19 protein-coding genes are annotated in these 22,540 nt (G+C 62.9%); 10 read left to right on the top strand and 9 right to left on the bottom strand.

Annotation, left to right across the window (positions count from 1 at the left end; genetic code table 11):
- The first annotated feature begins 1 nt into the window (after position 1).
- The 7 genes from algG to VXM67_RS06295 all read left to right on the top strand — a co-directional run bounded on the left by algG (position 2) and on the right by VXM67_RS06295 (position 9,088).
- Complete coding sequence (gene algG, locus VXM67_RS06325; RefSeq protein WP_023378767.1) at positions 2 to 1,561, top strand: mannuronan 5-epimerase AlgG; 1,560 nt, start codon at positions 2 to 4, stop codon at positions 1,559 to 1,561.
- Positions 1,562 to 1,573: 12 nt separating this feature from the next.
- Positions 1,574 to 3,013 (top strand): alginate O-acetyltransferase, encoded by a 1,440-nt coding sequence (locus VXM67_RS06320; protein WP_023378766.1) that lies wholly within the window; start codon positions 1,574 to 1,576, stop codon positions 3,011 to 3,013.
- Positions 3,014 to 3,020: 7 nt separating this feature from the next.
- Positions 3,021 to 4,124, top strand: a complete 1,104-nt coding sequence (locus tag VXM67_RS06315; protein WP_186598921.1) for a mannuronate-specific alginate lyase — start codon at positions 3,021 to 3,023, stop codon at positions 4,122 to 4,124.
- A 182-nt stretch (positions 4,125 to 4,306) separates the two neighbouring features.
- Positions 4,307 to 5,764 (top strand): MBOAT family protein, encoded by a 1,458-nt coding sequence (locus VXM67_RS06310; protein WP_023378764.1) that lies wholly within the window; start codon positions 4,307 to 4,309, stop codon positions 5,762 to 5,764.
- 11 nt (positions 5,765 to 5,775) lie between these two features.
- Positions 5,776 to 6,933, top strand: a complete 1,158-nt coding sequence (locus tag VXM67_RS06305) for an alginate O-acetyltransferase (protein ID WP_367237565.1) — start codon at positions 5,776 to 5,778, stop codon at positions 6,931 to 6,933.
- 17 nt (positions 6,934 to 6,950) lie between these two features.
- Positions 6,951 to 7,598 (top strand): alginate O-acetyltransferase AlgF, encoded by a 648-nt coding sequence (locus VXM67_RS06300; RefSeq protein WP_027908064.1) that lies wholly within the window; start codon positions 6,951 to 6,953, stop codon positions 7,596 to 7,598.
- A gap of 35 nt (positions 7,599 to 7,633) precedes the next feature.
- Complete coding sequence (locus VXM67_RS06295; RefSeq protein WP_027908063.1) at positions 7,634 to 9,088, top strand: mannose-1-phosphate guanylyltransferase/mannose-6-phosphate isomerase; 1,455 nt, start codon at positions 7,634 to 7,636, stop codon at positions 9,086 to 9,088.
- 61 nt (positions 9,089 to 9,149) lie between these two features.
- Here VXM67_RS06295 and VXM67_RS06290 read toward each other — a convergent pair whose 3' ends face one another.
- Positions 9,150 to 9,941: a hypothetical protein gene (locus VXM67_RS06290; protein WP_155950815.1), complete on the bottom strand. Its 792-nt coding sequence runs from the start codon at positions 9,939 to 9,941 to the stop codon at positions 9,150 to 9,152.
- A 203-nt stretch (positions 9,942 to 10,144) separates the two neighbouring features.
- Here VXM67_RS06290 and VXM67_RS06285 point away from each other — a divergent pair, with 203 nt between their 5' ends.
- Positions 10,145 to 10,609 carry a hypothetical protein gene (locus VXM67_RS06285; RefSeq protein ID WP_023378759.1) on the top strand — a complete coding sequence of 155 codons (465 nt, stop codon included), beginning with the start codon at positions 10,145 to 10,147 and terminating at the stop codon, positions 10,607 to 10,609.
- 87 nt (positions 10,610 to 10,696) lie between these two features.
- Positions 10,697 to 11,521, top strand: coding sequence for an SDR family oxidoreductase (locus VXM67_RS06280; protein WP_027908061.1), 825 nt, complete (start codon positions 10,697 to 10,699; stop codon positions 11,519 to 11,521).
- Positions 11,522 to 11,602: 81 nt separating this feature from the next.
- Here the strand turns inward: VXM67_RS06280 and VXM67_RS06275 are convergent, their stop codons facing one another.
- The 4 genes from VXM67_RS06275 to VXM67_RS06260 all read right to left on the bottom strand — a co-directional run bounded on the left by VXM67_RS06275 (position 11,603) and on the right by VXM67_RS06260 (position 16,747).
- Complete coding sequence (locus VXM67_RS06275; protein ID WP_023378757.1) at positions 11,603 to 13,051, bottom strand: efflux transporter outer membrane subunit; 1,449 nt, start codon at positions 13,049 to 13,051, stop codon at positions 11,603 to 11,605.
- The gene (locus VXM67_RS06270; protein WP_367237564.1) at positions 13,048 to 14,109 is read right to left on the bottom strand and encodes an HlyD family secretion protein; all 1,062 of its coding nucleotides are present in this window, start codon (positions 14,107 to 14,109) and stop codon (positions 13,048 to 13,050) included. Before VXM67_RS06270 ends, VXM67_RS06275 begins: the two co-directional genes overlap by 4 nt.
- 28 nt (positions 14,110 to 14,137) lie before the next feature.
- Complete coding sequence (locus VXM67_RS06265; RefSeq protein WP_023378755.1) at positions 14,138 to 15,679, bottom strand: MFS transporter; 1,542 nt, start codon at positions 15,677 to 15,679, stop codon at positions 14,138 to 14,140.
- Positions 15,680 to 15,838: 159 nt separating this feature from the next.
- Positions 15,839 to 16,747: a LysR family transcriptional regulator gene (locus tag VXM67_RS06260; protein WP_023378754.1), complete on the bottom strand. Its 909-nt coding sequence runs from the start codon at positions 16,745 to 16,747 to the stop codon at positions 15,839 to 15,841.
- A gap of 177 nt (positions 16,748 to 16,924) precedes the next feature.
- Between VXM67_RS06260 and VXM67_RS06255 the strand changes: the two genes are divergently transcribed.
- Positions 16,925 to 17,383 carry a universal stress protein gene (locus VXM67_RS06255; RefSeq protein ID WP_027908058.1) on the top strand — a complete coding sequence of 153 codons (459 nt, stop codon included), beginning with the start codon at positions 16,925 to 16,927 and terminating at the stop codon, positions 17,381 to 17,383.
- 258 nt (positions 17,384 to 17,641) lie between these two features.
- On the opposite strand, the gene VXM67_RS06250 is transcribed toward VXM67_RS06255, so the two are convergent.
- The 4 genes from VXM67_RS06250 to VXM67_RS06235 are packed head-to-tail and all read right to left on the bottom strand — an operon-like array spanning position 17,642 to position 22,403.
- Positions 17,642 to 18,502 (bottom strand): HlyD family secretion protein, encoded by an 861-nt coding sequence (locus VXM67_RS06250; protein WP_023378752.1) that lies wholly within the window; start codon positions 18,500 to 18,502, stop codon positions 17,642 to 17,644.
- Positions 18,503 to 18,512: 10 nt separating this feature from the next.
- Positions 18,513 to 18,713 carry a DUF1656 domain-containing protein gene (locus tag VXM67_RS06245; RefSeq protein WP_023378750.1) on the bottom strand — a complete coding sequence of 67 codons (201 nt, stop codon included), beginning with the start codon at positions 18,711 to 18,713 and terminating at the stop codon, positions 18,513 to 18,515.
- Entirely contained in the window at positions 18,703 to 20,880 is a 2,178-nt protein-coding gene (locus tag VXM67_RS06240; protein WP_186598923.1) for an FUSC family protein, read from the bottom strand. The genes VXM67_RS06245 and VXM67_RS06240 overlap by 11 nt, the downstream gene beginning before the upstream one ends.
- Positions 20,877 to 22,403 (bottom strand): efflux transporter outer membrane subunit, encoded by a 1,527-nt coding sequence (locus tag VXM67_RS06235; RefSeq protein ID WP_023378748.1) that lies wholly within the window; start codon positions 22,401 to 22,403, stop codon positions 20,877 to 20,879. The genes VXM67_RS06240 and VXM67_RS06235 overlap by 4 nt, the downstream gene beginning before the upstream one ends.
- Positions 22,404 to 22,540: the final 137 nt, after the last annotated feature.

The raw sequence follows: 22,540 nt of genomic DNA, 5'->3' as shown, positions 1-22,540 counted from the left end.
CATGACCCTTCACCCGAACCTTCGCCACAGCCTCCTGGCCAGCGCTTTGCTGCTGGCCTCGGGCCTTGCGTTCGCGGACAACCCCGCCAACAAGGCCAAGGAACTGCAGCAGGCCAAGACCTACACCGTGTCCAGTGCACCGGTCGAGCCACTGCACATGGACCCACCCAAGCTGCCCGACCTGTCCGGCTACACCGCAGAGGCCGTGCAGAAGAAGATCGACCGCAGCCACAAGGGCACCGTCAGCGTACGCCGCATGCTGCAGGAAGAATCGCTCAAGGAGTTCATCGGCGGTGACAACAAAGCCGCCGAGTGGGTGCAGCGCCAGCATGGCATTCCCCAGGCGATCTTCGTCGACAACGGCCATGTCGACCTGGTCGAACTGAGCAAGAAAGTACCCAAGCAGTACCTGAGCGAGGTCGAGCCTGGTGTGTACCTGGCACGCTTGCCGATCGTGGTCGGGCAGAAGGGCATCCTCGAGATCGACGGCAAGGTCAAGCAGTTGCGCCTGTCCCAGGAAGGCGGTTCGTTCCTGGTCAACGACGGCAAGCTGTTCGTCACCGACACCCAGGTGACCGGCTGGCGCGAAAAGGACAACGGCCCGGCCAGTTTCCGCTCGCCCAGCGAATTCCGCCCGTTCCTGCTGTCCTGGGGCGGCACCGAGACCTACATCGTCAACACCAAGATGGCCAGCTTCGGCTATGCCAAGTCCAAGTCCTACGGTGTGAGCATCTCGCAGTACACCCCGAACATGGCCAAGCGCATGGGCCGCCCTGAACCGACCGGCTGGATCATCGGTTCGGAGTTCAGCGACATGTGGTACGGCTTCTACTGCTACGAAACCCAGGACTTCGTGGTCAAGGACAGCGTCTACCGCGACAACATCGTCTACGGCATCGACCCGCACGACCGTTCGCACCGCCTGATCATCGCCGGCAACACTGTCTACGGCACCAAGAAAAAGCACGGGATCATCGTCTCGCGTGAGGTCAACGACAGCTGGATCATCAACAACAAGAGCTACGACAACAAGCTCTCGGGTGTGGTGATCGACCGTAACAGCGTCAACAACCTGATCGCCTACAACGAGATCTACCGCAACCACACCGACGGCATCACCCTGTACGAAAGCGGCGACAACCTGATCTGGGGCAACAAGCTGATCAACAACCGTCGCCACGGCATCCGCGTGCGCAACAGCGTGAACATTCGTCTGTACGAAAACGTCGCCATGGCCAACGGCCTGGTGGGCGTCTACGGGCACATCAAGGATCTGTCGGATACCGACCGTGACATCGCCCTCGACCCGTTCGACACCAAGGTCTCGCTGATCGTGGTCGGCGGTGAGCTGGCGGCCAACGGCTCGGGGCCGCTGTCGATCGACTCGCCCCTTTCGGTGGAGTTGTACAAGGTCTCGATGCTCGCCCCGCGCAAGGCCAACGGCATCAGCCTCAACGGCATCCTCGGCGAGCGCCAGGACGAAATCCTCGACCTGCTGGTGCGCCAGCAGAAGGCTGTGCTGATCGACCCGGTCGAACGCCAGACCGAAATGATCGACTAAGGAAGCCCGACCATGACCCCACACCTGATGAAACTGCTCGGTCTGTCCGCTGCCCTCCTGGCCATCAGCCAGGGCGTGCGCGCCGACGACGTGAAGGCACCGACCTTCACCGCCGAGCCGTGCTGCCAACTGTGCCCCGAGGCGCATGACCCCAGCCGCTACACCACGCGTTACCAGCAGAACTTCACCACCCTGGTGCAAGCCCAGGGCGACTGGCTGTTCCGGACCCGCGAAGACCTGCGTACCGAGTTCGACACCACACCGTCTGGCTACAAACGCCTTCAGCAAGTGCACGACGCCTTCAAGAAGCGCGGCGTGGAGTTGGTCGTGGTGTACCAGCCGACCCGCGGCCTGGTGAACCGCAACATGCTCAAGCCTGAAGAAAAAGCCGCCTTCAACTATCAGAAGGCCCTGAGCAACTACCAGGCCATGCTGCAGCGCTTTGCCAAGATGGGCTACAACGTACCCGACCTCTCGCCGCTAACCAACGAGCAGTTGGCCGCAGCCGACCAGGGCAAGGACTTCTACTTCCGCGGCGACCAGCACTGGACGCCCTACGGCGCCGAGCGCGCAGCGAAGATCGTGGCCGAGACCGTGCACAAGATGCCGGCGTTCGAAGGCATTCCACGCAAGGAATTCGAAACCCACAAGTCGGGCCGCATGGGTAAGACCGGTACGCTGCATAACGTTGCCGGCCAGCTTTGTGGCACCAGCTACGCCGTGCAGTACATGGACCAGTTCGCCACCGAACCGAAGGGTTCGAGCGGCGGCGACGACCTGTTCGGTGACAGCGGTAATGCCCAGATCACCCTGGTCGGCACCAGCCACAGCGGCAAGAACTACAACTTCTCCGGGTTCCTGCAACAGTACATCGGCGCCGATGTGCTCAACGTCGCCTTCCCAGGCGGCGGTTTGGAAGGCTCGATGATCCAGTACCTGGGCAGCGAAGAGTTCCAGAAGCACCCGCCGAAGATCCTGATCTGGGAGTTCTCTCCGCTGTATCGCCTCGACCAGGAAACCATCTGGCGCCAGATCCTCGCCTTGCTCGACGATGGTTGCGACGCGCGTCCTGCGCTGATGAGCGCCAGCGCCGAACTCAAGCCCGGCAAGAACGAGCTGATGGTCAACGGCAAGGGCGGCGTGATCAAAGACCTGATCAACCGCAACCTGCAGATGGACTTCAAGTTCGAGGACACCTCGGTCAAGACCCTGCAGGCCACCCTGTGGTACCTCAATGGCCGCCACGAAGACATCAAGATCGAGAAGCCGGACACCTCCGAAACCGACGGTCGCTTCGTTTTCCAGATGCGCGAAGACGAAGACTGGGCCAGCCAGAACCTGTTGGCCGTCGAGGTCCAGGGGCCTGAGGACGGCACCCGCAAAGTCGAAGCCAAGCTTTGCAAACGCAACAACTTCGCCAGCCCTATGCACACCGCGCAAGCTGGCCAGTGAGGCGAACATGACCAAGCTCAGCAGAACCACCGCACCCGCACTTCTTGCCCTGGCGCTGTTCGGCGGCGCCGCGCATGCCGCGCTGGTACCGCCCCAGGGCTATTACGAAGGCATCGAGAAACTCAAGACCAGCGACGGCAATTTCCGTTGCGCGGCACCGCCCAGACCCTATACCGGCGCGTTGCAGTTTCGCAGCAAGTACGAGGGCTCGGACAGTGCCCGGGCAACCTTGAACCTGGACTCGGAACAGGCCTTCCGCGACTCCACCAAGGAAATCACCACCCTGGAGCGTGGCGTGGCCAAGATGGTCAACCAGTACATGCGAGACGGTCGGCCCGCGCAGCTCGACTGCACGCTGAACTGGCTGAGCACCTGGGCACGGGCCGATGCCCTGATGTCGACCAACTACAACCACACCGGCAAGTCCATGCGCAAATGGGCACTGGGCAGCATGAGCGGGTCTTGGCTGCGCCTTAAGTTCTCTAACTCGCAACCACTGGCGGCGCACCAGGCCCAGGCCGAACTGATCGAGAAGTGGTTCGCCCGCCTGGCCGAGCAGACCGTACGCGACTGGAGCAACTTGCCCCTGCAGAAGATCAACAACCACAGCTATTGGGCGGCCTGGTCGGTCATGGCTACCGCCGTGGCCACCGACCGCCGTGACCTGTTCGACTGGGCGGTGAAGGAATACAAGGTCGGCGCCAACCAGGTCGATGCCCAGGGCTTCCTGCCAAACGAGCTCAAGCGCAAGCAGCGCGCCCTGGCCTACCACAACTATGCCCTGCCCCCCCTGGCGATGATCGCCAGCTTCGCCCAGGCCAATGGCGTGGACCTGCGTGGCGAGAACAACAACGCCCTGCAGCGCCTGGGGCAGAAAGTGCTGGCCGGGGCCAGGGATCCGAGTGCGTTCAAGACCCGCAATGGCGAGAAGCAGGACATGGACGACCTCAAGATCGACAGCAAGTACGCCTGGCTGGAGCCCTGGTGCCAGCTGTATTCGTGCAACGCCGACACCCTTGAGCGCAAGCGCGACATGCAGCCATTCGACAGCTTCCGGCTGGGTGGCAACCTGACCCGGGTCTACGACCCGAGCGCAGCGCGCAAGAAGTAACGCAAAGGCCCTGCAGGAGCGGATTCATCCGCGCTGGCGTCGGCAGGCTCACAACCGCAGCCATGACCATCGCAATCGCGGATGAATCCGCTCCTGCAAGGGACTAGGTATCTCCCACTTTTCGAGTGGGGGGTTTGGGGGGCGCTTTGCCCTGGATGCTGTGAACAAAAAGGAGAACCGGGATGGTCTTCTCGTCCAACGTGTTCCTGTTCCTGTTCTTGCCGGTCTTCCTCGGCTTGTACTACTTGAGCGGGCAACGCTATCGCAACCTGCTGCTGCTGGTTGCCAGCTACATCTTCTACGCCTGGTGGCGGGTGGACTTCCTCGCCCTGTTCGCCGGGGTCACCCTGTGGAACTACTGGATCGGCCTGAAAGTCGGTGCCGCGGGCGTGCGCACCAAGCCGGCCCAACGTTGGCTGCTGCTTGGCGTAGGCGTGGACCTGGCGATCCTGGGCTACTTCAAGTACGCCAATTTCGGCGTCGACAGCCTGAACGCGATCATCACCTCGTTTGGCCTGGAGCCGTTCATCCTCACCCACGTGCTGCTGCCGATCGGTATCTCGTTCTATATCTTCGAGTCGATCAGCTACATCATCGACGTGTATCGCGGCGACACCCCGGCCACCCGCAACCTGATCGATTTCGCGGCGTTCGTGGCCATCTTCCCGCACCTGATCGCAGGCCCCGTGCTGCGCTTCAAGGATCTGGTCGACCAGTTCAATAACCGCACCCACACACTGGACAAGTTCTCCGAAGGCTGCACCCGCTTCATGCAGGGCTTCATCAAGAAAGTGTTCATCGCCGACACCCTCGCGGTGGTCGCCGATCACTGCTTCGCCCTGCAGAACCCCACCACTGGCGACGCCTGGCTCGGCGCCCTGGCCTATACCGCGCAGCTGTACTTCGACTTCTCCGGCTACAGCGACATGGCCATCGGCCTGGGTCTGATGATGGGCTTCCGCTTCATGGAAAACTTCAAGCAGCCCTACATCAGCCAGTCGATCACCGAGTTCTGGCGCCGCTGGCACATCAGCCTATCGACCTGGCTGCGGGACTACCTGTACATCACCCTGGGCGGTAACCGCAAAGGCACCTTCAATACCTACCGCAACCTGTTCCTGACCATGCTGCTGGGCGGCCTGTGGCACGGCGCCAACTTCACCTACATCATCTGGGGCGCCTGGCACGGCATGTGGCTGGCCATCGAGCGTGCATTGGGCATCGACACCAATCCGCAACGCTTCAACCCGGTCAAATGGGCCTTCACCTTCCTGCTGGTAGTGGTCGGCTGGGTGATCTTCCGCGCCGAGAACCTGGAAGTGGCCGGTCGCATGTATGGCGCCATGTTCAGCTTCGGCCAGTGGCAGCTGTCCGAACTCAATCGCGCCCAGCTCACTGGCCTGCAGGTGGCCACGCTGGTCATCGCCTACATCACCCTGGCGTTCTTCGGCCTGCGCGACTTCTACCGCAATGCCAAGCCGAGCCCCGTGGCAAGCCCGGTGCAGGTCAATGCCGATGGCTCGATCGGCCTGGACTGGACCCGTGTAATGTCCCGCGCCCTGATCCTGCTGCTGTTCGTGGCTTCGATCCTCAAGCTCTCGGCGCAGAGCTACTCGCCGTTCCTCTACTTCCAGTTCTGAGGCTGATGACCATGACCCGGACATTACGCATCACTTACTCCCTGTCGTTCCTCGGTCTGCTGGTGGGCATGGGCGTGTGGTCCACCGGTGGCCTGCAAAGCTTCCAGCGCACCGAGCAGATGACCATGCTCGACGGCAAGCTGGCCAAGGCTGCCGAGACCCATTACGACGAGCAGTTCCCGATCAAGCGCCTGGGCACCAACGTCTGGGCGGCGCTGGACTTCAAGTTGTTCAACGAAGGCCGCCCGGGCGTGGTCCTGGGGCGCGACCAGTGGCTGTTCAGTGACGAAGAGTTCAAGCCGACTGCCGGCGCCGAACAGTTGATGCAGGAAAACCTCGCCCTCATCCGTGGCGTGAGCGAAACCCTCAAGCGCCACAACGTGCAACTGGTGTTGGCAATCGTCCCAGCCAAGGCGCGGATCTACTCGGAGTACCTGGGCAAGGAACAACCGGCCAGCCTGCACGATGACCTGTACAACCGCTTCCATGCCCAGGCCCGCCAGGCCAACGTGTTCGCTCCCGACCTGCAGGCGGCCCTGGAACAGGCCAAGGCCCGTGGCCAGGTGTTCCTGCGTACCGACACCCATTGGACGCCCATGGGCGCCGAAGTCGTCGCACAGGCCCTGGCCGAAGCCGTTGGCCGTCAGAACCTGCTCAATGGCGAGCCGCAGACGTTCATCACCGAGGCTGGCAACAGCGCACCGTACAAGGGCGACCTGACCAACTTCCTGCCGCTGGACCCACTCTTCAGCAACCTGCTGCCGACCCCCGACAACCTGCAGCAGCGCACCACGCGCCCTGCGCAAACCGAGGGCGAGGCCGACGACGCACTGTTCGCCGACACCCGGATTCCAGTGGCCCTGGTGGGGACCAGCTACAGCGCAAACCCGCATTGGAACTTCCTCGGTGCCCTGCAGCAAGCCCTGCGCAGCGACGTGGCCAACTACGCCGAAGACGGCCATGGCCCGGTGTTGCCGATGCTCAAGTACCTGCAAAGCGGTGCCTTCAAAAATGCCGCGCCACAAGTGGTGGTGTGGGAATTCCCAGAACGATATCTGCCAATGAAGAACGACCTCAGCAGCTTCGACCCGAACTGGATCGCACAGCTCAAGAGCGCACGTAAATCCGAAGAAAACCTGGCCTTGTCGTCCTCCCGGACGAACCACTGATAGAGAGGAACACGCACATGACTACCAAGACTTCCATTGCCAAAGCCCTCACCCTCGCGGCAGGCCTTTCCCTGGCTTCGATGCAAGCCTTCGCCGGCGCCGACGCTGCGCTGTACGGCCCAACCGCACCGAAGGGTTCGACCTTCGTGCGCCTGTACAATGCCTCCAGCGCACCCACCGCCGCCACTGTCGGCAACACCCAGATCAAGCAGGTCGGCGCCCAGGCCAGCAGCGACTTCAGCTTCCTGCCGGGGGGTGACTACACCGCCCAGGTCGGCGGCAAGAGCGTCCCGGTCAAACTGGCCGCCGACAAGTACTACACCCTGGTCAACAACGCCGGCGGCAACCCGCAGTTGATCGAAGAACCGCCGTTCAAGAACAAGCAGAAAGCACTTGTCCGGGTCCAGAACCTCAGCGACCAGACCCTGACCCTGAAAACCGCCGATGGCAAGACTGCCGTGGTGGATTCGGTAACCGCCAAGGGCCGTGGCGAACGTGAAATCAATCCGGTCAAGGTCAACCTGGCCTTGTTCGAAGGCGACAAGAAAGTCAGCGACCTCAAGCCGGTCGCTCTGGAGCGCGGCGAAGCCGCAGTGCTGTACGTAACGGGTTCCGGCAACAACTTGTCGCCGGTGTGGGTAACTCGCCCCGTGGCTAGCAACTGATCCCCCTGCCTCTAAACGACTATTGGAGAAACATGATGATCCCGGTAATTCTTTCTGGTGGTAGCGGTTCCCGTCTGTGGCCTCTGTCGCGCAAGCAGTTCCCCAAGCAGTTCCTGGCCCTGACCGGTGAACACACCCTGTTCCAGCAAACCCTGGAGCGCCTGGTGTTCGAAGGCATGGACGCGCCTATCGTGGTCTGCAACAAGGACCACAAGTTCATCGTTCAGGAACAACTCGCCGCGCTGAAGCTGCAGACCCAAGGCATCCTGATGGAGCCGTTCGGTCGCAACACCGCCCCAGCGGTAGCCATGGCGGCCATGAAGCTGGTCAACGAAGGCCGCGACGAGCTGATGCTGGTGCTGCCGGCCGACCATGTGATCGAGGACCAGAAGGCACTGCAACGCGCCCTGGCCCTGGCCACCGTGGCTGCTGAACGTGGCGAGATGGTGCTGTTCGGCGTGCCGGCCACCAAGCCTGAAACCGGCTACGGCTACATCCGCTCCAGCCAGGATGCCCTGCTGCCTGAGGGCGTGGCGCGGGTTGCGCAGTTCGTCGAAAAGCCCGATGAAAAACGCGCCGCCGAATTCGTTCAGGCCGGTGGTTACTTCTGGAACAGCGGGATGTTCCTGTTCCGCGCCAGCCGCTTCCTCGAAGAGCTGAAGAAACATGACGCCGACATCTACGACACCTGCGTACTGGCCCTGGAGCGCAGCGCTGAAGACGGCGACGTGTTGACCATCGACGAAGCCACCTTCGCCTGCTGCCCGGACAACTCCATCGACTACGCCGTGATGGAAAAGACCCAGCGCGCCTGCGTGGTGCCGATGTCCGCCGGTTGGAGCGATGTGGGCTGCTGGTCGTCGCTGTGGGACGTGCACGAAAAGGACGCCGACGGCAACGTCACCAAGGGTGATGTGGTGGTGCAGGACAGCCGCAACTGCATGATCCATGGCAACGGCAAGCTGGTGTCGGTGATTGGCCTGGAGAACATCGTGGTGGTCGAGACCAAGGACGCGATGATGATCGCCCACAAGGACAAGGTCCAGGGCGTCAAGCAGATGGTCAAGACGCTCGACGAGCAAGGCCGCAGCGAAACCCAGAACCACCTGGAAGTGTATCGCCCGTGGGGCTCGTACGACTCGGTGGACATGGGCGGGCGATTCCAGGTCAAGCACATCACCGTCAAGCCGGGCGCCAGCCTGTCGCTGCAGATGCACCACCACCGCGCCGAGCACTGGATCGTGGTGTCCGGCACCGCCGAAGTGACGTGTGACGAGAATGTGTTCCTGCTTACCGAGAACCAATCGACCTACATCCCGATCGCCTCGGTCCACCGCCTGCGCAACCCGGGCAAGATCCCACTGGAGATCATCGAGGTTCAGTCTGGCAGCTACCTGGGCGAGGATGACATCGAGCGATTCGAAGACGTGTATGGGCGTACATCCACACCCATCGAGCGCGGCATTTCGGTGAAGACCATCGCGCAGTAAATAGCGGACGTAAAGAAAGCCCCGTGGCCTTGGACGACCACGGGGCTTTTTCAATGCGGCGTTACTTGGGACGCAGATCGAGCTCGACTCGCCCGCTGTTCAGCACGTACTTCTTGCCGGACCTGGTGAATTCAAACTCGAATTCGATGAGCAGGCTTTGACCCTGTCTGTATTCGAACTTGCCGATCGGCGGGTTGCCACCGCTTGGCTGCCCCGCATAAAGCCCACGGTCAACAACGGCGAAGTAATTGGTGACGCTGTCAGCAGTGAACAGGAAAAACGCGCCAAAATCCTCCAGGCCACCCTTGAGCCCCTCTCGCTGGCTAACCAGAACGCCCGACAGTTCACCTGCCGAGTTGTAGAGTGGCCGGATTTGATCAGCCGTGAACCCACCATTGCTTTCAAGGACCGGGCTTACCTGTGCCGTGGCGGTCCCGGAAGCCTTCGCTGCCAGGGTTCTCACCTGACTGTCGATTTCAAAGTGACCATCGCTCACCGAAAACGAGCTGTTGCCGCCCTTGAAGTCGAAGCTTGCCTGCTTCGGCTCGCCCGAGCTTCCCAACACCTCGATGGCCAGCCTGCCGGTCTGCGCGTAACCGGCGCCTTCGATGCCAAGGTGCGCCCAAACCTTGCCAGCTTCCAGAGGCTCGATATCGTAGGTTTTCACCTCTGGCGTTTCGGGCAGGTGAATATAAATGAATGGCTCGTTATCGATGGCTTCATCGTCGATCGCGAACACCGCATTGCCTGGCAGATAGTTGATCGTGCTGGCCTTGAACCTTGCATCGCGCCCACTGATCACGGCAGTCATTTGTCCAACCAACTGCCCCACTTTTTCCTTGCTTGAATTCACTTTCTTGTCTCCTGCGGCGGCGCAAGCGTTATGAAGTAGATGCTGCATGTGAGAACGTGCCGCCTTGGAGAAAGGCTACGAGCGCAGAGAGGCATTCGAAACTGGCAGAAATGCCAGGTGTGCCGTAGACAGCGTCGCGTCCTTCAAGCTGGATCGATTTACCGCTAGGATGGATGAACCTGTGCATTGAAGGTCACTGACTGATGCTTATCGGCGCCGCTCTGATACTCACTTGGCTTGTCCTGCTGCTGCGCTACCCGGCCAAGGCCTTGCCGATTTCCATGGCCGCCGTGTGCGGCTTGGGTCTGGTGGCATTGTGGGTGGCCTGGCAGGACAACCGTGAAACCTCGCAGTTGGCACGCCTGGACCTGCGCCTGACCTACGCACCGCAAGAATGCCCCGCCGACCGCGCACTGCGGGTGACCATGAAAAACGGCAACGATGTCCCGCTGACCGAACTGCGTTGGCGCGTGGCAGCCTACGCCCCTGGCGATACGGTGAACCTTGCCGAGAATACCTACAATGCACCGCGTTACCGCGGACCGGGCGAATTGCAGCCGGGGGCACAGTGGCAAGACTGCTTGCCACTTCCGCCGCTGCGCTCGGGGTACCGGCCACAGACCCTGGAATTCCGGGCCGAGCACCTGCAAGGTACATTTGCCAACTGATGCGTCGCCTCTACCGGCCCTTCGGCGGGGTAACCCGCGAAGACGCGGCACGGGAAATAACCCACTCACTGACAACAGGTCCCAAGCATGCCCACCGTCCTGATCACCGGTTGTTCCAGCGGCATCGGCCGCGCCCTGGCCGATACCTTCCGCGATGCTGGCTATGAAGTCTGGGCCACCGCCCGCAAGCCCGAAGACGTCGCGGTGCTGGCCGCAGCCGGTTTCGCCGCACGTGAGCTGGATGTGAATGACAGCGAGGCCCTGAAGCGACTGGCTGACGAGTTGGAGGACCGTCATGGCCGACTGGACATGCTGATCAACAATGCCGGCTACGGCGCCATGGGGCCGCTGCTCGACGGTGGGGTTGATGCCCTGCGCCAGCAATTCGAAACCAATGTCTTCGCGGTGATCGGCGTGACGCGCGCGCTGTTCCCGCTGCTACGCCGCGCCCGTGGTCTGGTGGTGAACATCGGCAGCGTGTCAGGCGTGCTGGTGACCCCGTTTGCGGGAGCCTACTGCGCCTCGAAAGCCGCGGTGAACGCGCTGAGCGATGCCTTGCGCCTTGAGTTGGCGCCCTTTGGCATTCAGGTGATGGAGGTGCAGCCAGGGGCGATTGCCTCGCAGTTCGCCAGCAATGCCCAACGCCAGGCCGATCAGGTGCTGGCAGCGGACTCGGCGTGGTGGCCTTTGCGCGAACAGGTTCAGGCACGGGCCCGGGCATCGCAGGACCGCCCAACGCCTGCGGCGGTGTTCGCCAAAGGGGTGCTAGCAGCGACGGGCAAGCGCAAGGTGCCCGCCGTTGTGCGATTGGGCAATGGCAGCACGGCACTACCGTTGATGGCCCGGCTGCTGCCGCGCCGCATGCTGGACTGGGTGTTGCGCAAGCGCTTTGGGCTTTTGCGTCCGCTTTGAGCCCATGCCGTCATGGGGGGCTGCTGTGCAGCCCTTCCAAGACACAGGGCCCCTCCCTCAAAGCAGCGGCGGCGCCAATCCTCATGCTTTATGCGGCTGCATATCGAATGCCTGCCACCCTCCACCCAGGGCTTTGTATAGGCCAACCAACGCTTGGGAAACCGCAGCCGAACTGTCGATCCACTGCTCTTCACTGGCTAACAGGGCACCCTGCACGCTCAACACATTGAGAAAGTCCACCGCCCCTTCCACGTACTGACGCTGGGCAGTCTCCAGGGCGATGCGGTTCTGCCGCACCGCTTCGGCCAGGTGGTCGCGACGCAACTGGCTGGCGTTGTACAGACGCAGTACATCGTCGATTTCATGCCAGGCACCGAGCACGACCTTGCGGTAGTTCAGCGCGGCCTCCTGTTGCTGCGCCTCGCGCAATTCCAAGGTGCCCTTGAGCCTGCCGCCTTCGAAGATCGGCAGCGACAATTGCGGACCAAAGGCGAAACGCCGCGAATCCCAACTACCGAAGTCCGACAGTTGCATGGCCTGAAAACCCATGCTGCCCGACAGCCGTATGCTCGGGTAGAAGTCGGCCTTGGCCACACCGATGCTGGCCGTGGCGGCATGCAGGCGGGCTTCGGCAAGCCGGATATCCGGGCGTCGCTCGGCCAACTCTGACGGCAGGCCAATGGCAAACCTCTGTCGCGGCGTCGGCAGCTCACCTCCCTCCAGCAACTCGGCCTGCAAGCTGCGTGGCGGTTCGGCGGCCAGCAAGCTGAGGGCGTTGATCAGGTCATCGCGCCTGGCTTGGAGGCTAGGCAGGCGTGCCTCGATCGAAGCCACCTGGGCGCTGGCCTGGGCGACGTCGAGTCGGGTGGCCACCCCTTCGGCCTGGCGGTCCTCGGACAGTTTCAGGCTGTGCCGTGCCACCTCCAGGTTGTCCTGGGTCACCGCCAACGTGTGCTGCACGGCACGTAGCTGGATGTAGTTGCCGGCCGTTTCGGACAGCAGGGCCAGCAGCACAGCGCGACGGTCGTTCTCGGCCACCTCGACTGTGGCATCGGCAGCCTCCACCTGGCGGCGTACGCGACCCCACAGGTCCAGTTCCCAACCCGCGACCAAATCGCCCTGCCACAGGTTGAACGCAGACTTGCCGGCGTTGCCGGACGGGTCGCTCAGCCCCTCGGCGCTGTTACGGGCGCGGCTGTAGCCTGCGTCGACGTCCACAGACGGTGCTTCATCGGCGGCCACCGTACTGCGCAGCGCACGGCTTTGCACAAGGCGAGCACTGGCCATCTGCAGGTCGAGGTTGCGCTCGGCGACTTTCTGGATCAAGGCACTCAGGCGGGCGTCGTTAAAGCTATCCCACCAGCGTAATTCCATAGGTTCGGCCTGCGGCTGGCTGGGAGCAGCGTCACCCTGCAATGACGCCCAGTTCTGTGGCGCCTGGCTATCCGGACGCTGGAAATCCGGCCCGAGGGTGCAGCCGGCCAGCACCACAGCCAGCAACACGGGGCTCAAACGCAAGGCCGGTTTCATCGCGCACTGACCTCTTTGCCTTCGAACTTGTCGCCATGGGTGTCGATGGTCGCCTCCACCGACATGCCCACGCGCAGGCGGGCAAGCAGCGGCTGGCCATCTTCGAACACAATCTTCACCGGAATACGCTGCACGACCTTGGTGAAGTTGCCAGTGGCGTTGTCAGGTTTCACAGCGGCGAAAGTCACGCCTGTGGCCGGGGCAATGCTCTGGACGTGGCCTTTGAGGGTTTCACCGGAAAAGGTATCGACGCTGATGCTCACCGGCTGCCCTGGCTGCACATGGGTCAGCTGGGTCTCCTGGAAGTTGCCCACGACGTAGGCGCGCTCCAGCGGCACCACCGACAGCAGCCGCGCGCCTGGATTGACGTAAGCGCCAACCCGCACCGCGCGCTCGCCCACCATGCCGTCGACGGGGGCGGTGATACGGGTGTAGGAGAGATCCAGCTGGGCTTTTTCCAGACCTGCCTCGGCGCGTTTGAGCTGGCCATCGGCACTGGCGACCTGGGCGGTGAGAACATCGACCTGCTTGCGCGTGGCCACCAGCGCAGCCTGGGCATTGGCCAGGCGAGCACGGGCCTGGTCGACCCGGCTGCGCGCCTGCTGGGCGTTCTGCACGGTTCCGGCGCCCTGTTCGGCGAGGCGACTGTAGCGATTGACTTCATGGTCGGCGAAAGCAGCCTCGGCCTGGGCGGCCTTGACAGCCGCTTCAGCCTGAGCGATCAGGGCCGCCTGCCGATCGAGCGTTGCGCGGGCATCGGCGCTCTGCGCCTTGGCCACCAACAACTGCGCCTGGGCGGCATCGAGTGCGGCTCGATAATCGCGGTCATCGATGGTCGCCAACAGTTGGCCAGCGTGAACCTGCTGGTTGTCTTCCACCCGTACGTCCTTGATGAACCCTGCGACCTTGGGGGCGACCACGGTGTAGTCGGCGGTCACATAGGCGTCATTGGTGCTCTGACGATGATCGCTGCCCAGCATCCAGGGGCCGACGACGCCGGCCAGCACAGCCACGGCCAGCACCGAGCCGATCACGATAGTCTTGCGGTTGTTGCTCATTTTCAGCGTTCTCGAATTCATCCAGGGTTCAGGCCACCGCACGCGGTGGATAGACCCGGGTAGGCACGAAAGGAATCAGGCAGATCAGCGCCACGGCGATACAGGCCATGACCAGGTAAAGGTCAGCGCAGGTCAGCACCTGCGCCTGCTCGTGAATGCGCCCGGCCAGGCCTGCGGTGTTGTCGTCGATCAGCGGGGCATTGCCCAGGCTGTCCACCAGGTGGTTGGAATGGAAATGTCGACGCAGGGTGCCAAGCGCATCCAGCAGGCCTGTGGCGATCACGGCGGCGAGGCCTTTGACGGTGTTGAACCAGCTCGAGGCGAAGGGGCCTTCCTGCGGGGTCATGCCGTTGGTGGACAACATCAGCAACGGCAGTACCGCCATCGGCTGGCCGAACACCTGCAGCAGGTAGTAGGGGTAGAAATCGCCGCGAATCCATTCGGAGGTCAGCAGGCTACTGCCGACACAGGACATCGCCAGCATGGCCAATCCAATGCCCAGCACCCAGCGACAATCGACCGCACGGATATTGCACAGCGCTGCCGTCAGCGGCAGGGCGATCAGTTGCGGCATGGCCACCAGCATCATCAGCGGGCTGGTCTGCGCAGGGCGATAACCCTGGATCTGCGCAAGGTAGGCCGATGGAATGCTGCCCACACCAGAGAGCACGATCAGCACACCCGCCAGGGTCAACAGGGCGAAGCTCAGGTTGCGCCGCTGCAACATGCGCAACTGGAAGAACGGCAGTGGCTCGGACCATTCGTTGTACATGAACAGCACCAGCAACAGCAGGCCGCCGCCCAGCAGCCAGCAGATCAACGGGGAATCGAACCACCCCCAACGGTCGCCCAACGACAGCCCCAGCACGATGCAACTGATCGCCGGCAAGCCCAGCACCACGCCACGCCAGTCGAACTGTTTGAAGCGTTCCAGGCGCAGCGGGTCCTGCGGCAGGCCCCAGCCGACGCAGAACATTGCCACGGCCGAGGGCAGGATGATCTGCCAGAACGCCCACTGCCAACCGACATATTCGGTCCACAGCCCGGCCAGCGGCGTGCCGAGATTGGGCCCGAAGGTGGCGGTCAGTGCGTAGCACGCCAGACCATAGACCTTGATGCCCGGCGGCAGGAAGCGAAGCGCCACGCTCATCAGCATCGGTGGCAACGCGCCGGAAGCGAAGCCCTGGAGTATGCGCAACAGCATCAGGCTGTGCAGGTTCGGGGCGAACGGCTGGAGCAGACCGAGCACGGCGAACAGGCCGACCGCGGTCATGGTGAAGCGGCGCAAGGAGAAGGTGGTGGCCAACCACGGCGCGAAGGCCATGGCCGAAACCGATGCCGCGCTGTAGACCGCCAGCAACCAGGCGCCCTCGTCGGCACCGATGCCCATCGCGCCACGAATATCGGCCAGGGAAATCTTGGTCACCGACTCGTTCAGACCGGCACACAGCACCGCCAGCAGTACACCGAACAGGCCAACCACCACCCGCAGGCCGAACGCCGTCTGCACGGGCGCGGCCGGCGCTGGGGCGGCGACTATCGCGGTGGCGGGCGCAGACAGGGAACTCACGGGGTGACATCTCCAGCAACAAATTTCGGGCTGGAGAAGTCTATGAAAGTCGAATGCTGACGAAAATCGACTTATTGGCAGTTTTATGTTGCGTCAGACGCAATCGTTGGAGCAGTGCGTACTTTCGCGGAGCTACCTGCGAAGCGAGCGACGTGAGCATCAAGGGTCGATGTTGCAGCAAGCCTTGAGGGTTTGCCGCAACCAGCGGTGCGCCGGGTCGTTGTGAAACCGCGGATGCCACGCCTGCATCACGTTCACCCGCTCCAGCGGCACTGGAATTTCGAACGAGCGCAGGGGCAACCCCAGCCTCTCCACACTGCTGAGAATATTGGCCGGCATCGGCAGGATCAGGTTCGAGTCCGGCAGCGAGAACAGTGCCGAGTGGAAACTGGGGGTGATCAATGCCACCCGCCGCTCCACCTTGAAGTTGGCCAGTTCGACGTCGATCGGCCCATTGGCACGGCCACGCCGCGACACGCTGATCTGTGGATAACTGGCAAAGCTCAGCGGCGTGATCGGTTGCTGGAAAATCGGGTGGTCGCTGCGCGCCAGCCCAACGTAATGCGTATGAAACAGACTCTGTACCTTGATTTCCGGACCCAAGTCCACGGTCGAGCTGATGATCAGGTCAGTGCGCCCATCACGTAGCACGCTGTCGTCATCGCCCCCGGGGCTTTCCGGAACGAAACGCAAGACGGTGCGCGGCGCCTGCTCGTGCATCTTGTGCAGCAGACGGGCGCCATACAGAGCGATGAACAGGTCATTGGTGCGAATGTTGAAGGCCCGGTCGAGGCTTGGCAGGTCGACATCGTCGCCATTGCGAAACACCTGCCCGGCCTGTTCCACCAGCTGGCTGACCTGCTCGCGCAGGGCCAGTGCCCGGGGCGTCGGCACCAGACCACGGCCGGCACGCACCAGGATCGGATCGCCCAGCGCATCACGAATCCGCCCCAGGGTCCGGCTCATCGCCGCCGGGCTCAGGTTCATGCGTTGCGCCGCGCCGACCACGCTGCCTTCATCAAGCAGGGCGTCGAGGGCGACGAGCAGGTTCATGTCCGGGAGTTGCATGACCGTTTTCCGTGACAGCTGTGGGGGCCATCATGTTAACAGGTCGGACGATTGCACCAGACGCAATGCGGCCATGCATGATGGGGCATTTATCTCGGCGTGCGGATGGGCCATAAGGAATGCAGTGGCTGTACCGGCGCCATCGCCGGCAACACATCACCCCCACAAGGATCGCACATGCCCAGCCCCGTACTCATCGCCATCGACGCTTCCCCCGCTTCCACCGGGCTGCTCGCCCTGGCCCAACGCTACTGCCGCCCAGGCGAACATGAACTGCATATCCTGCTGGCCATCGACTCCACTTTCGCCGTGCACGACACACCCGCGCCTTACACCGCCGAAGAACTGGAGCAATACCCCGCTGCCTGTGAAGAGCAGCGCTTGGGCGACCGCGCGGTGGCCGAGGCTGTAGAGGCTTTGCAAGGAGCTGGTTTTGCTGCCCGGGGCTGCATGGTTGCCGGGCAGCCTGTCGAGGCGATTGTCGCCAAGACCCAGGAATTGGAGTGCGAATTGATCATCATGGGGCACCGGCACCTGTCCCGGCTGGGTCGGTTGCTGGATCCGTCGATCAGCGCGAAGGTGATTGATCGGGTGCAGGTGCCTGTTTTGGTGGGGGCTGCGGAGGGCTCGCCGTGAGTGTTGTAGCGTCAGTGAGATCGAGCGCCGCCCGCGCGGCGCATCGCGAGCAAGGCTCGCTCCTACGTTTGTTTCTGGCCAGTAACGCCAGTGGCAGGCGCGCGCGACCGCCTTGTTTGTACGACACGGTATCGCACCATGCACTCACGCATAATTGGCCCTAAACAGACGTAGGAGCGAGCCTTGCTCGCGATGCGCCGCGCGGGCGGCGCTCGATCTCAAACCCGCCACAAATCCCATGCCTGGCCCCAGAACATCTCACCTCTCCCCAGGCTTCACCACCACCGTACAAGTGGTCCCCGCCGCCAGCAGATACCCCTGCGGCACTTCATCGATATGAATCCGCACCGGCACCCGCTGCGCCAGGCGCACCCAGTTGAAGGTCGGATTCACATCGGCGATCAGCTCGCGGCTTTGTGGGTTGTCGCGGTCGTAGATACCGCGGGCGATGCTCTCCACATGCCCTTTGATGCGCTCGCCGCTCATCATCTCCAGCTCGGCCTGGTCACCAACCTTCACATGCGGCAGCTTGGTCTCCTCGAAGAAGCCATAGACCCAGAACGAGTTCTCATCGACCACTGCCATCACCGCTTCTCCGGTACGTGCATAGTCGCCCCGGTGAATGTTCAGGTTGGTGACATACCCGTCCACCGTCGCAACGATGCGCGTACGCTTCAGGTTCAGTTCGGCGGCCGCCAACTGTGCCTGGGCCTGCTGGTAGTCGGCCAGCGCGGAATTGGCGATGTTGCTGGCGTCGTCGCGGTTCTCTTTGGAGATCACCAGGTTGTCCATGTCGGCACGGCGCTTGGCGTTGACCTTGCGCATTTCCCAAGTGGCCTTACGCGAGGCGACTAGGGCCTTGGCCTGGTCGACCGCCAGTTGGTAGTGCTCAGGGTCGATCTGGATCAACAGGTCTCCCTTCCTGACCCGCTGGTTGTCCTTGACCGGCACCTCCACTACATAGCCGGGCACGTCGGCGGCGACGTTGATGATGTCGGCACGCACGCGTCCGTCACGGGTCCACGGCGTTGTCATGTAGTGCTTCCACAACTGGTGGCCGATCACCACGGCGGCGGCCAGCACCAGCAGAGTGGCGATCAAGCTGAAGAACTTTTTCATCGGAGGATTCTCACCAGTAGAGAGACAGCGCCATGGCGCCGAACAAGCAGACGAACAGGCTCAGGCGCAGCAGCGCCGGATGCCAGAAAAAACGATAGCCATCATGGCTGGCGATGAACCGGTCCAGACCCCAGGCCAGGCCCAGGGCGAGCAGGAACATCAGGGTCATGGTGGGCATGTAAACGCCATGGAAGGCGATCTCACGGGGCATGGTGCAATCCTTTCGCCGGGGCCAGTGGCGACTGTGGGTCGAGCAGGGAAGTACGGATGAAATGCAAATAGCTCTGCACCCGGCGCAGCACCGAAGTGTCGAAGTGCCGGGCAAAGGGTTCGTCGGTGGCCTGCACACGGCTGATGGCATGGTCCACCGCCACCAGGGCACGTTCGTGATTGCTGGCGCTAGGTTGCAGGAACAACCGGGCCAGGGCACGGCCCATCACGCGGATAGCCTGGCGCCAAGGCTGCGATTCGGCATAGGCCGGATGCACCGGAGCACGGGCCTGTTCCTTGCGCAGTTCGATGATGGCGTGGCCGATTTCCAGTACCACGAACATCCAGCGCATCAATTGGCTTTGCACCTCGGGCTTGCCAGCGGCAAGGCCGTAGGCCTGGTGCAACAGGTCGCGGGTTCGGCTTTCGAAGGCGCTGCCCAAACCGCGCAGGCGTCCGCCGATGGCGAACAGCACCTGCGCGCGCAAATCTTGCTCCAGGCGGCTCCACAGCCAGCGGCTGTTCGGCGGCAGGATGATCGCCCCCGCAGCCGCACAGGCCAGCATACCGATGACCATGCCGATGTAGTCGTTGATGAAGCTGTAAGGGTTGTAGGTGGTGAGGTTGTTGGGCACCGACCCGATGGAGAAGAACACCAGCAGCCCCAGTCCATACCCGGCATAGGCCGGGCGCGATGCGAGGAACGCGCCTAGCACGAAGACCGGTGCCAGGACCACGCACAGCAACGGGAAGCCGTCGATCCAGGGGAAGACGAAGAAGGTTTCGTAGAAGCCGATGAAAGCCCCAAGCATCGTGCCGCAGGCCATCTGGAACGACATGCGCTTAGGGTTTGGCGAGGCCGCCGACAGGCCCACCGTCACCGTGGCGACCAAGGTCATCATGGCGCCGCTAGGCCAGTCACTGAGCAACCAATAGCTGCCCAACAGCAGCAACACCGCCGAGGCACGCACGCCCGCGGCCAGCGACACCAGCCAGTTAGTGCGCGACACGTAAGGCTCGTCCCACTGCTCACGCGCATGGTTGTGGGCCGCCAGCGAGGCATGGGTTTCGGCGTAGCTGAACATCTCGTCGACGAACCGGTACAGCAACTCGAACGCGGTGTGGAAGTCCAGCAGGTCCGACTCGCTGGGCTCGGTTCGCAGGTAGTCGGCGCGCAGGCTGCGCACCTGGGCCTGCAGACCTTCCTTGTAGGCCGCCAACTCCAAGGCCAGGCGCAGGGCATCGGCATCGGTCAAGGCCCGGCCCACATACGGGTCGAGCAGTTTGGCCAAGGTCTCGATACCGGGTTCGATAGCACTGACGATCTGCAGCGGCCCGCGTGCACGCAAGCGTTCGAGCAGGCGATTGAGGGCATTGAAGCGCGTGGTGATGGCCATGAACTCGCTGTTCATGCGTACCAGCCGGCCACTGCGACGTCGCATGTGCGGGTCTTCGAACGCGGTGACGTTGCGCAGGCTTTCCAGGCCCACGGCCTCGGCGACGAAGCGCACGTTGCTGGCTTCGAAGCGGTCACGCTGACTTTCGCCGCGCAGCGCCTCGACCACGACCCCGGCGAACACGCCAAAGCGCTGGTAGAGAGCGTTACGCATGGCAGCACTGGCCGATTGTGGCAACACGGCGGCACTGACCAGCGTCGACACCAAGATGCCCAGCGAAATTTCCAGCACCCGCCACACGGCGGCCATGAAGGCCTGGTCTGGGTGCTCGAGCACCGGCAGGCCAATCATCGCCGCGGTATAGCCGGCGAGCACGAACCCATAGGCGCGGAAGGTCCGGTAGCGCATGGCACCGGCAGAGCACAGGCCGACCCACACCGCCAGGCAAGGCAGGAACAACTCGGTGTTCTGTGGGAACAGGGCAATGAGCGCGATCATCATCGCCGAGCCGGCCAAGGTGCCGAGCACCCGGTAGAAGCTCTTGGCGAATACATGACCGCTCTGCGGCTGCATGACGATGAACACAGTGATCATTGCCGTGCGCGGTTGCGGCAACTCCAACCGCATGGCCAACCACAGGGTGATGAGCGCAGCCGCGATGATCTTGAAGATGTAGACCCAGGTCACCCCATCGGTACGCGCCCAGGCAAAGAAACCCCGACGCCACTCAAGGCTTTGCAGCCAGCGCAGGGGCAAGCTCGATGTGCTCATTCAGCGTGTTCCGGCTTGTCGAAGATGGCCAGCGTGGCGGGGGTTTTCGGCGCGGCCTGACGCGCCTGGTCCGGTACGTCTTCACCGGCCCCAAGGCCGCCGCCCAACGCGGTGACCAGCTCGGCGTGGGCGGCCAGTCGTGCAGCCTGCACCTGCTGTTGCACCTGTTGCTGACGGAACAGCAGGGTCTGGGCGTTGAGCACGTTGAGGTAATCGGTCAAGCCACGCTGAAAGGCAACCATGGCGATGTCATAGGTCTTCTGCGCGGCGGCCACGGACTCGGCGGCGAAGTGCGACTGCTCTTTCATCGACTCGCGGCGGATCAACTGGTCGGAGATGTTCTTCAGCGCGCCGATCACCGTCTGGTTGTAGCGCGCCACGGCCACGTCGTAACCGGCCGAGGCGACGCCCAGCTCGGAGCGCAGGCGACCACCGTCGAAAATCGGCAGGCTGATGGCCGGGCCTACGTTGTAGTTGAACTTGCGTCCCGTGAGAAACTCCAGCGGGCCGCCGCCGGTGGCCATGAAGCCGAGGCTACCGACCAGGTCCACATTGGGGAAGAACCCGGCATGGGCGACGTCGATGCCCCGCGCCTGAGCCGCCACTTGCCAGCGGCTGGCAACCACGTCGGGGCGCTGCCCGACCAGCTCGGCAGGCAAGGCCGATGGCAGCTTGAGGTCGGCCCCCAGGGTCAGGGTGGGTCGCTCGATGCTGGCACCCTCCCCTGGGCCTTTGCCGGCCAATGCCGCCAACTGGTTGCGGGTCAGGGCGATTTCTTCGTTGAGGCTGTCGAGCTGGCGGTGCGTTTCAGGCAGGGGCGCTTCGGCCTGGCTGACTTCGAAATGGGTACCGATGCCGGCGTCCAGACGACGCTGGGCCAGGGCCAGAATCTGCTCCTGCTGATCGAGTTCGGCCTTGACGATATCGCGCTGGGCGAAATGCAGGCTCAGTTGAATATAGGCACGTACCACATTGTTCTGTAGCTCGAGCTGCGCCTGACGCGCCTCGGCCACGCTCATGTGCGCCTGGTCCACGGCCTGCTCGGTGGCATTGCGCTCGCGCCCCCACAGATCGAGGGCGTAGCTGAAGCCAATGGCGGCATTGTTGTCCCAGGTGTTGGCACCCGACAACGCGCCGGGGCCGTAGAACTGGTCCTCGGGCCAGTTGTGGCGCTTGAGCGTCGCCTGGCCGTTGGCCTGCAGCTTTTCTGCGGACTCGACCACGCCCGCCATGGATTTGGCTTGACGCACTCGCGCGGCGGCCATGGCCATGCTCGGGCTGCCGGCCACTGCCAGGGCGACCCAACGGTCCAGTTGCGGGTCGTGGTAGGCGTGCCACCACTGTTGATCAGGCCAATGGGCATCGGTTGCGGCTTCGCGAATGGCCGCATCGGTGATCAGGGTGTTGGCTTGCAGGGTTTTGCTTTTCGGGGCTATGCCCCAGGTTCCAATACAGCCGCTCAAGGCGAGACTAAGGGCACAGACGCTGAACGCCTGGAGCGTTCCGATGATGCGACGCGGCACAGCTGCGATTTCCCGAGGAAGAAGTGGAGAGGCCGGGCAATTCTAGGGGGCAGCCGCACTGGCGATAAGCGCACATTCCTGCGAATCTTTGTTACCAAAACGGCGATAATCCGGCTTTGGTCGAAGGAACATTTTCG

The sequence above is a fragment of the Pseudomonas sp. Rh2 genome, assembly GCF_040762985.1.
GTDB lineage: Bacteria > Pseudomonadota > Gammaproteobacteria > Pseudomonadales > Pseudomonadaceae > Aquipseudomonas > Aquipseudomonas taiwanensis.
This window is presented reverse-complemented; position numbering and strand designations above follow the sequence as displayed.

What these genes read in the sequence shown, in the direction of transcription:
- VXM67_RS06250 (WP_023378752.1), bottom strand. Translation starts at nt 18,502, where the DNA reads ATGAAAAAGTTCTTCAGCTTGATCGCCACTCTGCTGGTGCTGGCCGCC.
- VXM67_RS06305 (WP_367237565.1), top strand. Translation starts at nt 5,776, where the DNA reads ATGACCCGGACATTACGCATCACTTACTCCCTGTCGTTCCTCGGTCTG.
- VXM67_RS06315 (WP_186598921.1), top strand. Translation starts at nt 3,021, where the DNA reads ATGACCAAGCTCAGCAGAACCACCGCACCCGCACTTCTTGCCCTGGCG.
- VXM67_RS06295 (WP_027908063.1), top strand. Translation starts at nt 7,634, where the DNA reads ATGATCCCGGTAATTCTTTCTGGTGGTAGCGGTTCCCGTCTGTGGCCT.
- algG (WP_023378767.1), top strand. Translation starts at nt 2, where the DNA reads ATGACCCTTCACCCGAACCTTCGCCACAGCCTCCTGGCCAGCGCTTTG.
- VXM67_RS06270 (WP_367237564.1), bottom strand. Translation starts at nt 14,109, where the DNA reads ATGAGCAACAACCGCAAGACTATCGTGATCGGCTCGGTGCTGGCCGTG.
- VXM67_RS06275 (WP_023378757.1), bottom strand. Translation starts at nt 13,051, where the DNA reads ATGAAACCGGCCTTGCGTTTGAGCCCCGTGTTGCTGGCTGTGGTGCTG.
- VXM67_RS06310 (WP_023378764.1), top strand. Translation starts at nt 4,307, where the DNA reads ATGGTCTTCTCGTCCAACGTGTTCCTGTTCCTGTTCTTGCCGGTCTTC.
- VXM67_RS06245 (WP_023378750.1), bottom strand. Translation starts at nt 18,713, where the DNA reads ATGCCCCGTGAGATCGCCTTCCATGGCGTTTACATGCCCACCATGACC.
- VXM67_RS06320 (WP_023378766.1), top strand. Translation starts at nt 1,574, where the DNA reads ATGACCCCACACCTGATGAAACTGCTCGGTCTGTCCGCTGCCCTCCTG.
- VXM67_RS06240 (WP_186598923.1), bottom strand. Translation starts at nt 20,880, where the DNA reads ATGAGCACATCGAGCTTGCCCCTGCGCTGGCTGCAAAGCCTTGAGTGG.
- VXM67_RS06280 (WP_027908061.1), top strand. Translation starts at nt 10,697, where the DNA reads ATGCCCACCGTCCTGATCACCGGTTGTTCCAGCGGCATCGGCCGCGCC.
- VXM67_RS06300 (WP_027908064.1), top strand. Translation starts at nt 6,951, where the DNA reads ATGACTACCAAGACTTCCATTGCCAAAGCCCTCACCCTCGCGGCAGGC.
- VXM67_RS06255 (WP_027908058.1), top strand. Translation starts at nt 16,925, where the DNA reads ATGCCCAGCCCCGTACTCATCGCCATCGACGCTTCCCCCGCTTCCACC.
- VXM67_RS06285 (WP_023378759.1), top strand. Translation starts at nt 10,145, where the DNA reads ATGCTTATCGGCGCCGCTCTGATACTCACTTGGCTTGTCCTGCTGCTG.
- VXM67_RS06260 (WP_023378754.1), bottom strand. Translation starts at nt 16,747, where the DNA reads ATGCAACTCCCGGACATGAACCTGCTCGTCGCCCTCGACGCCCTGCTT.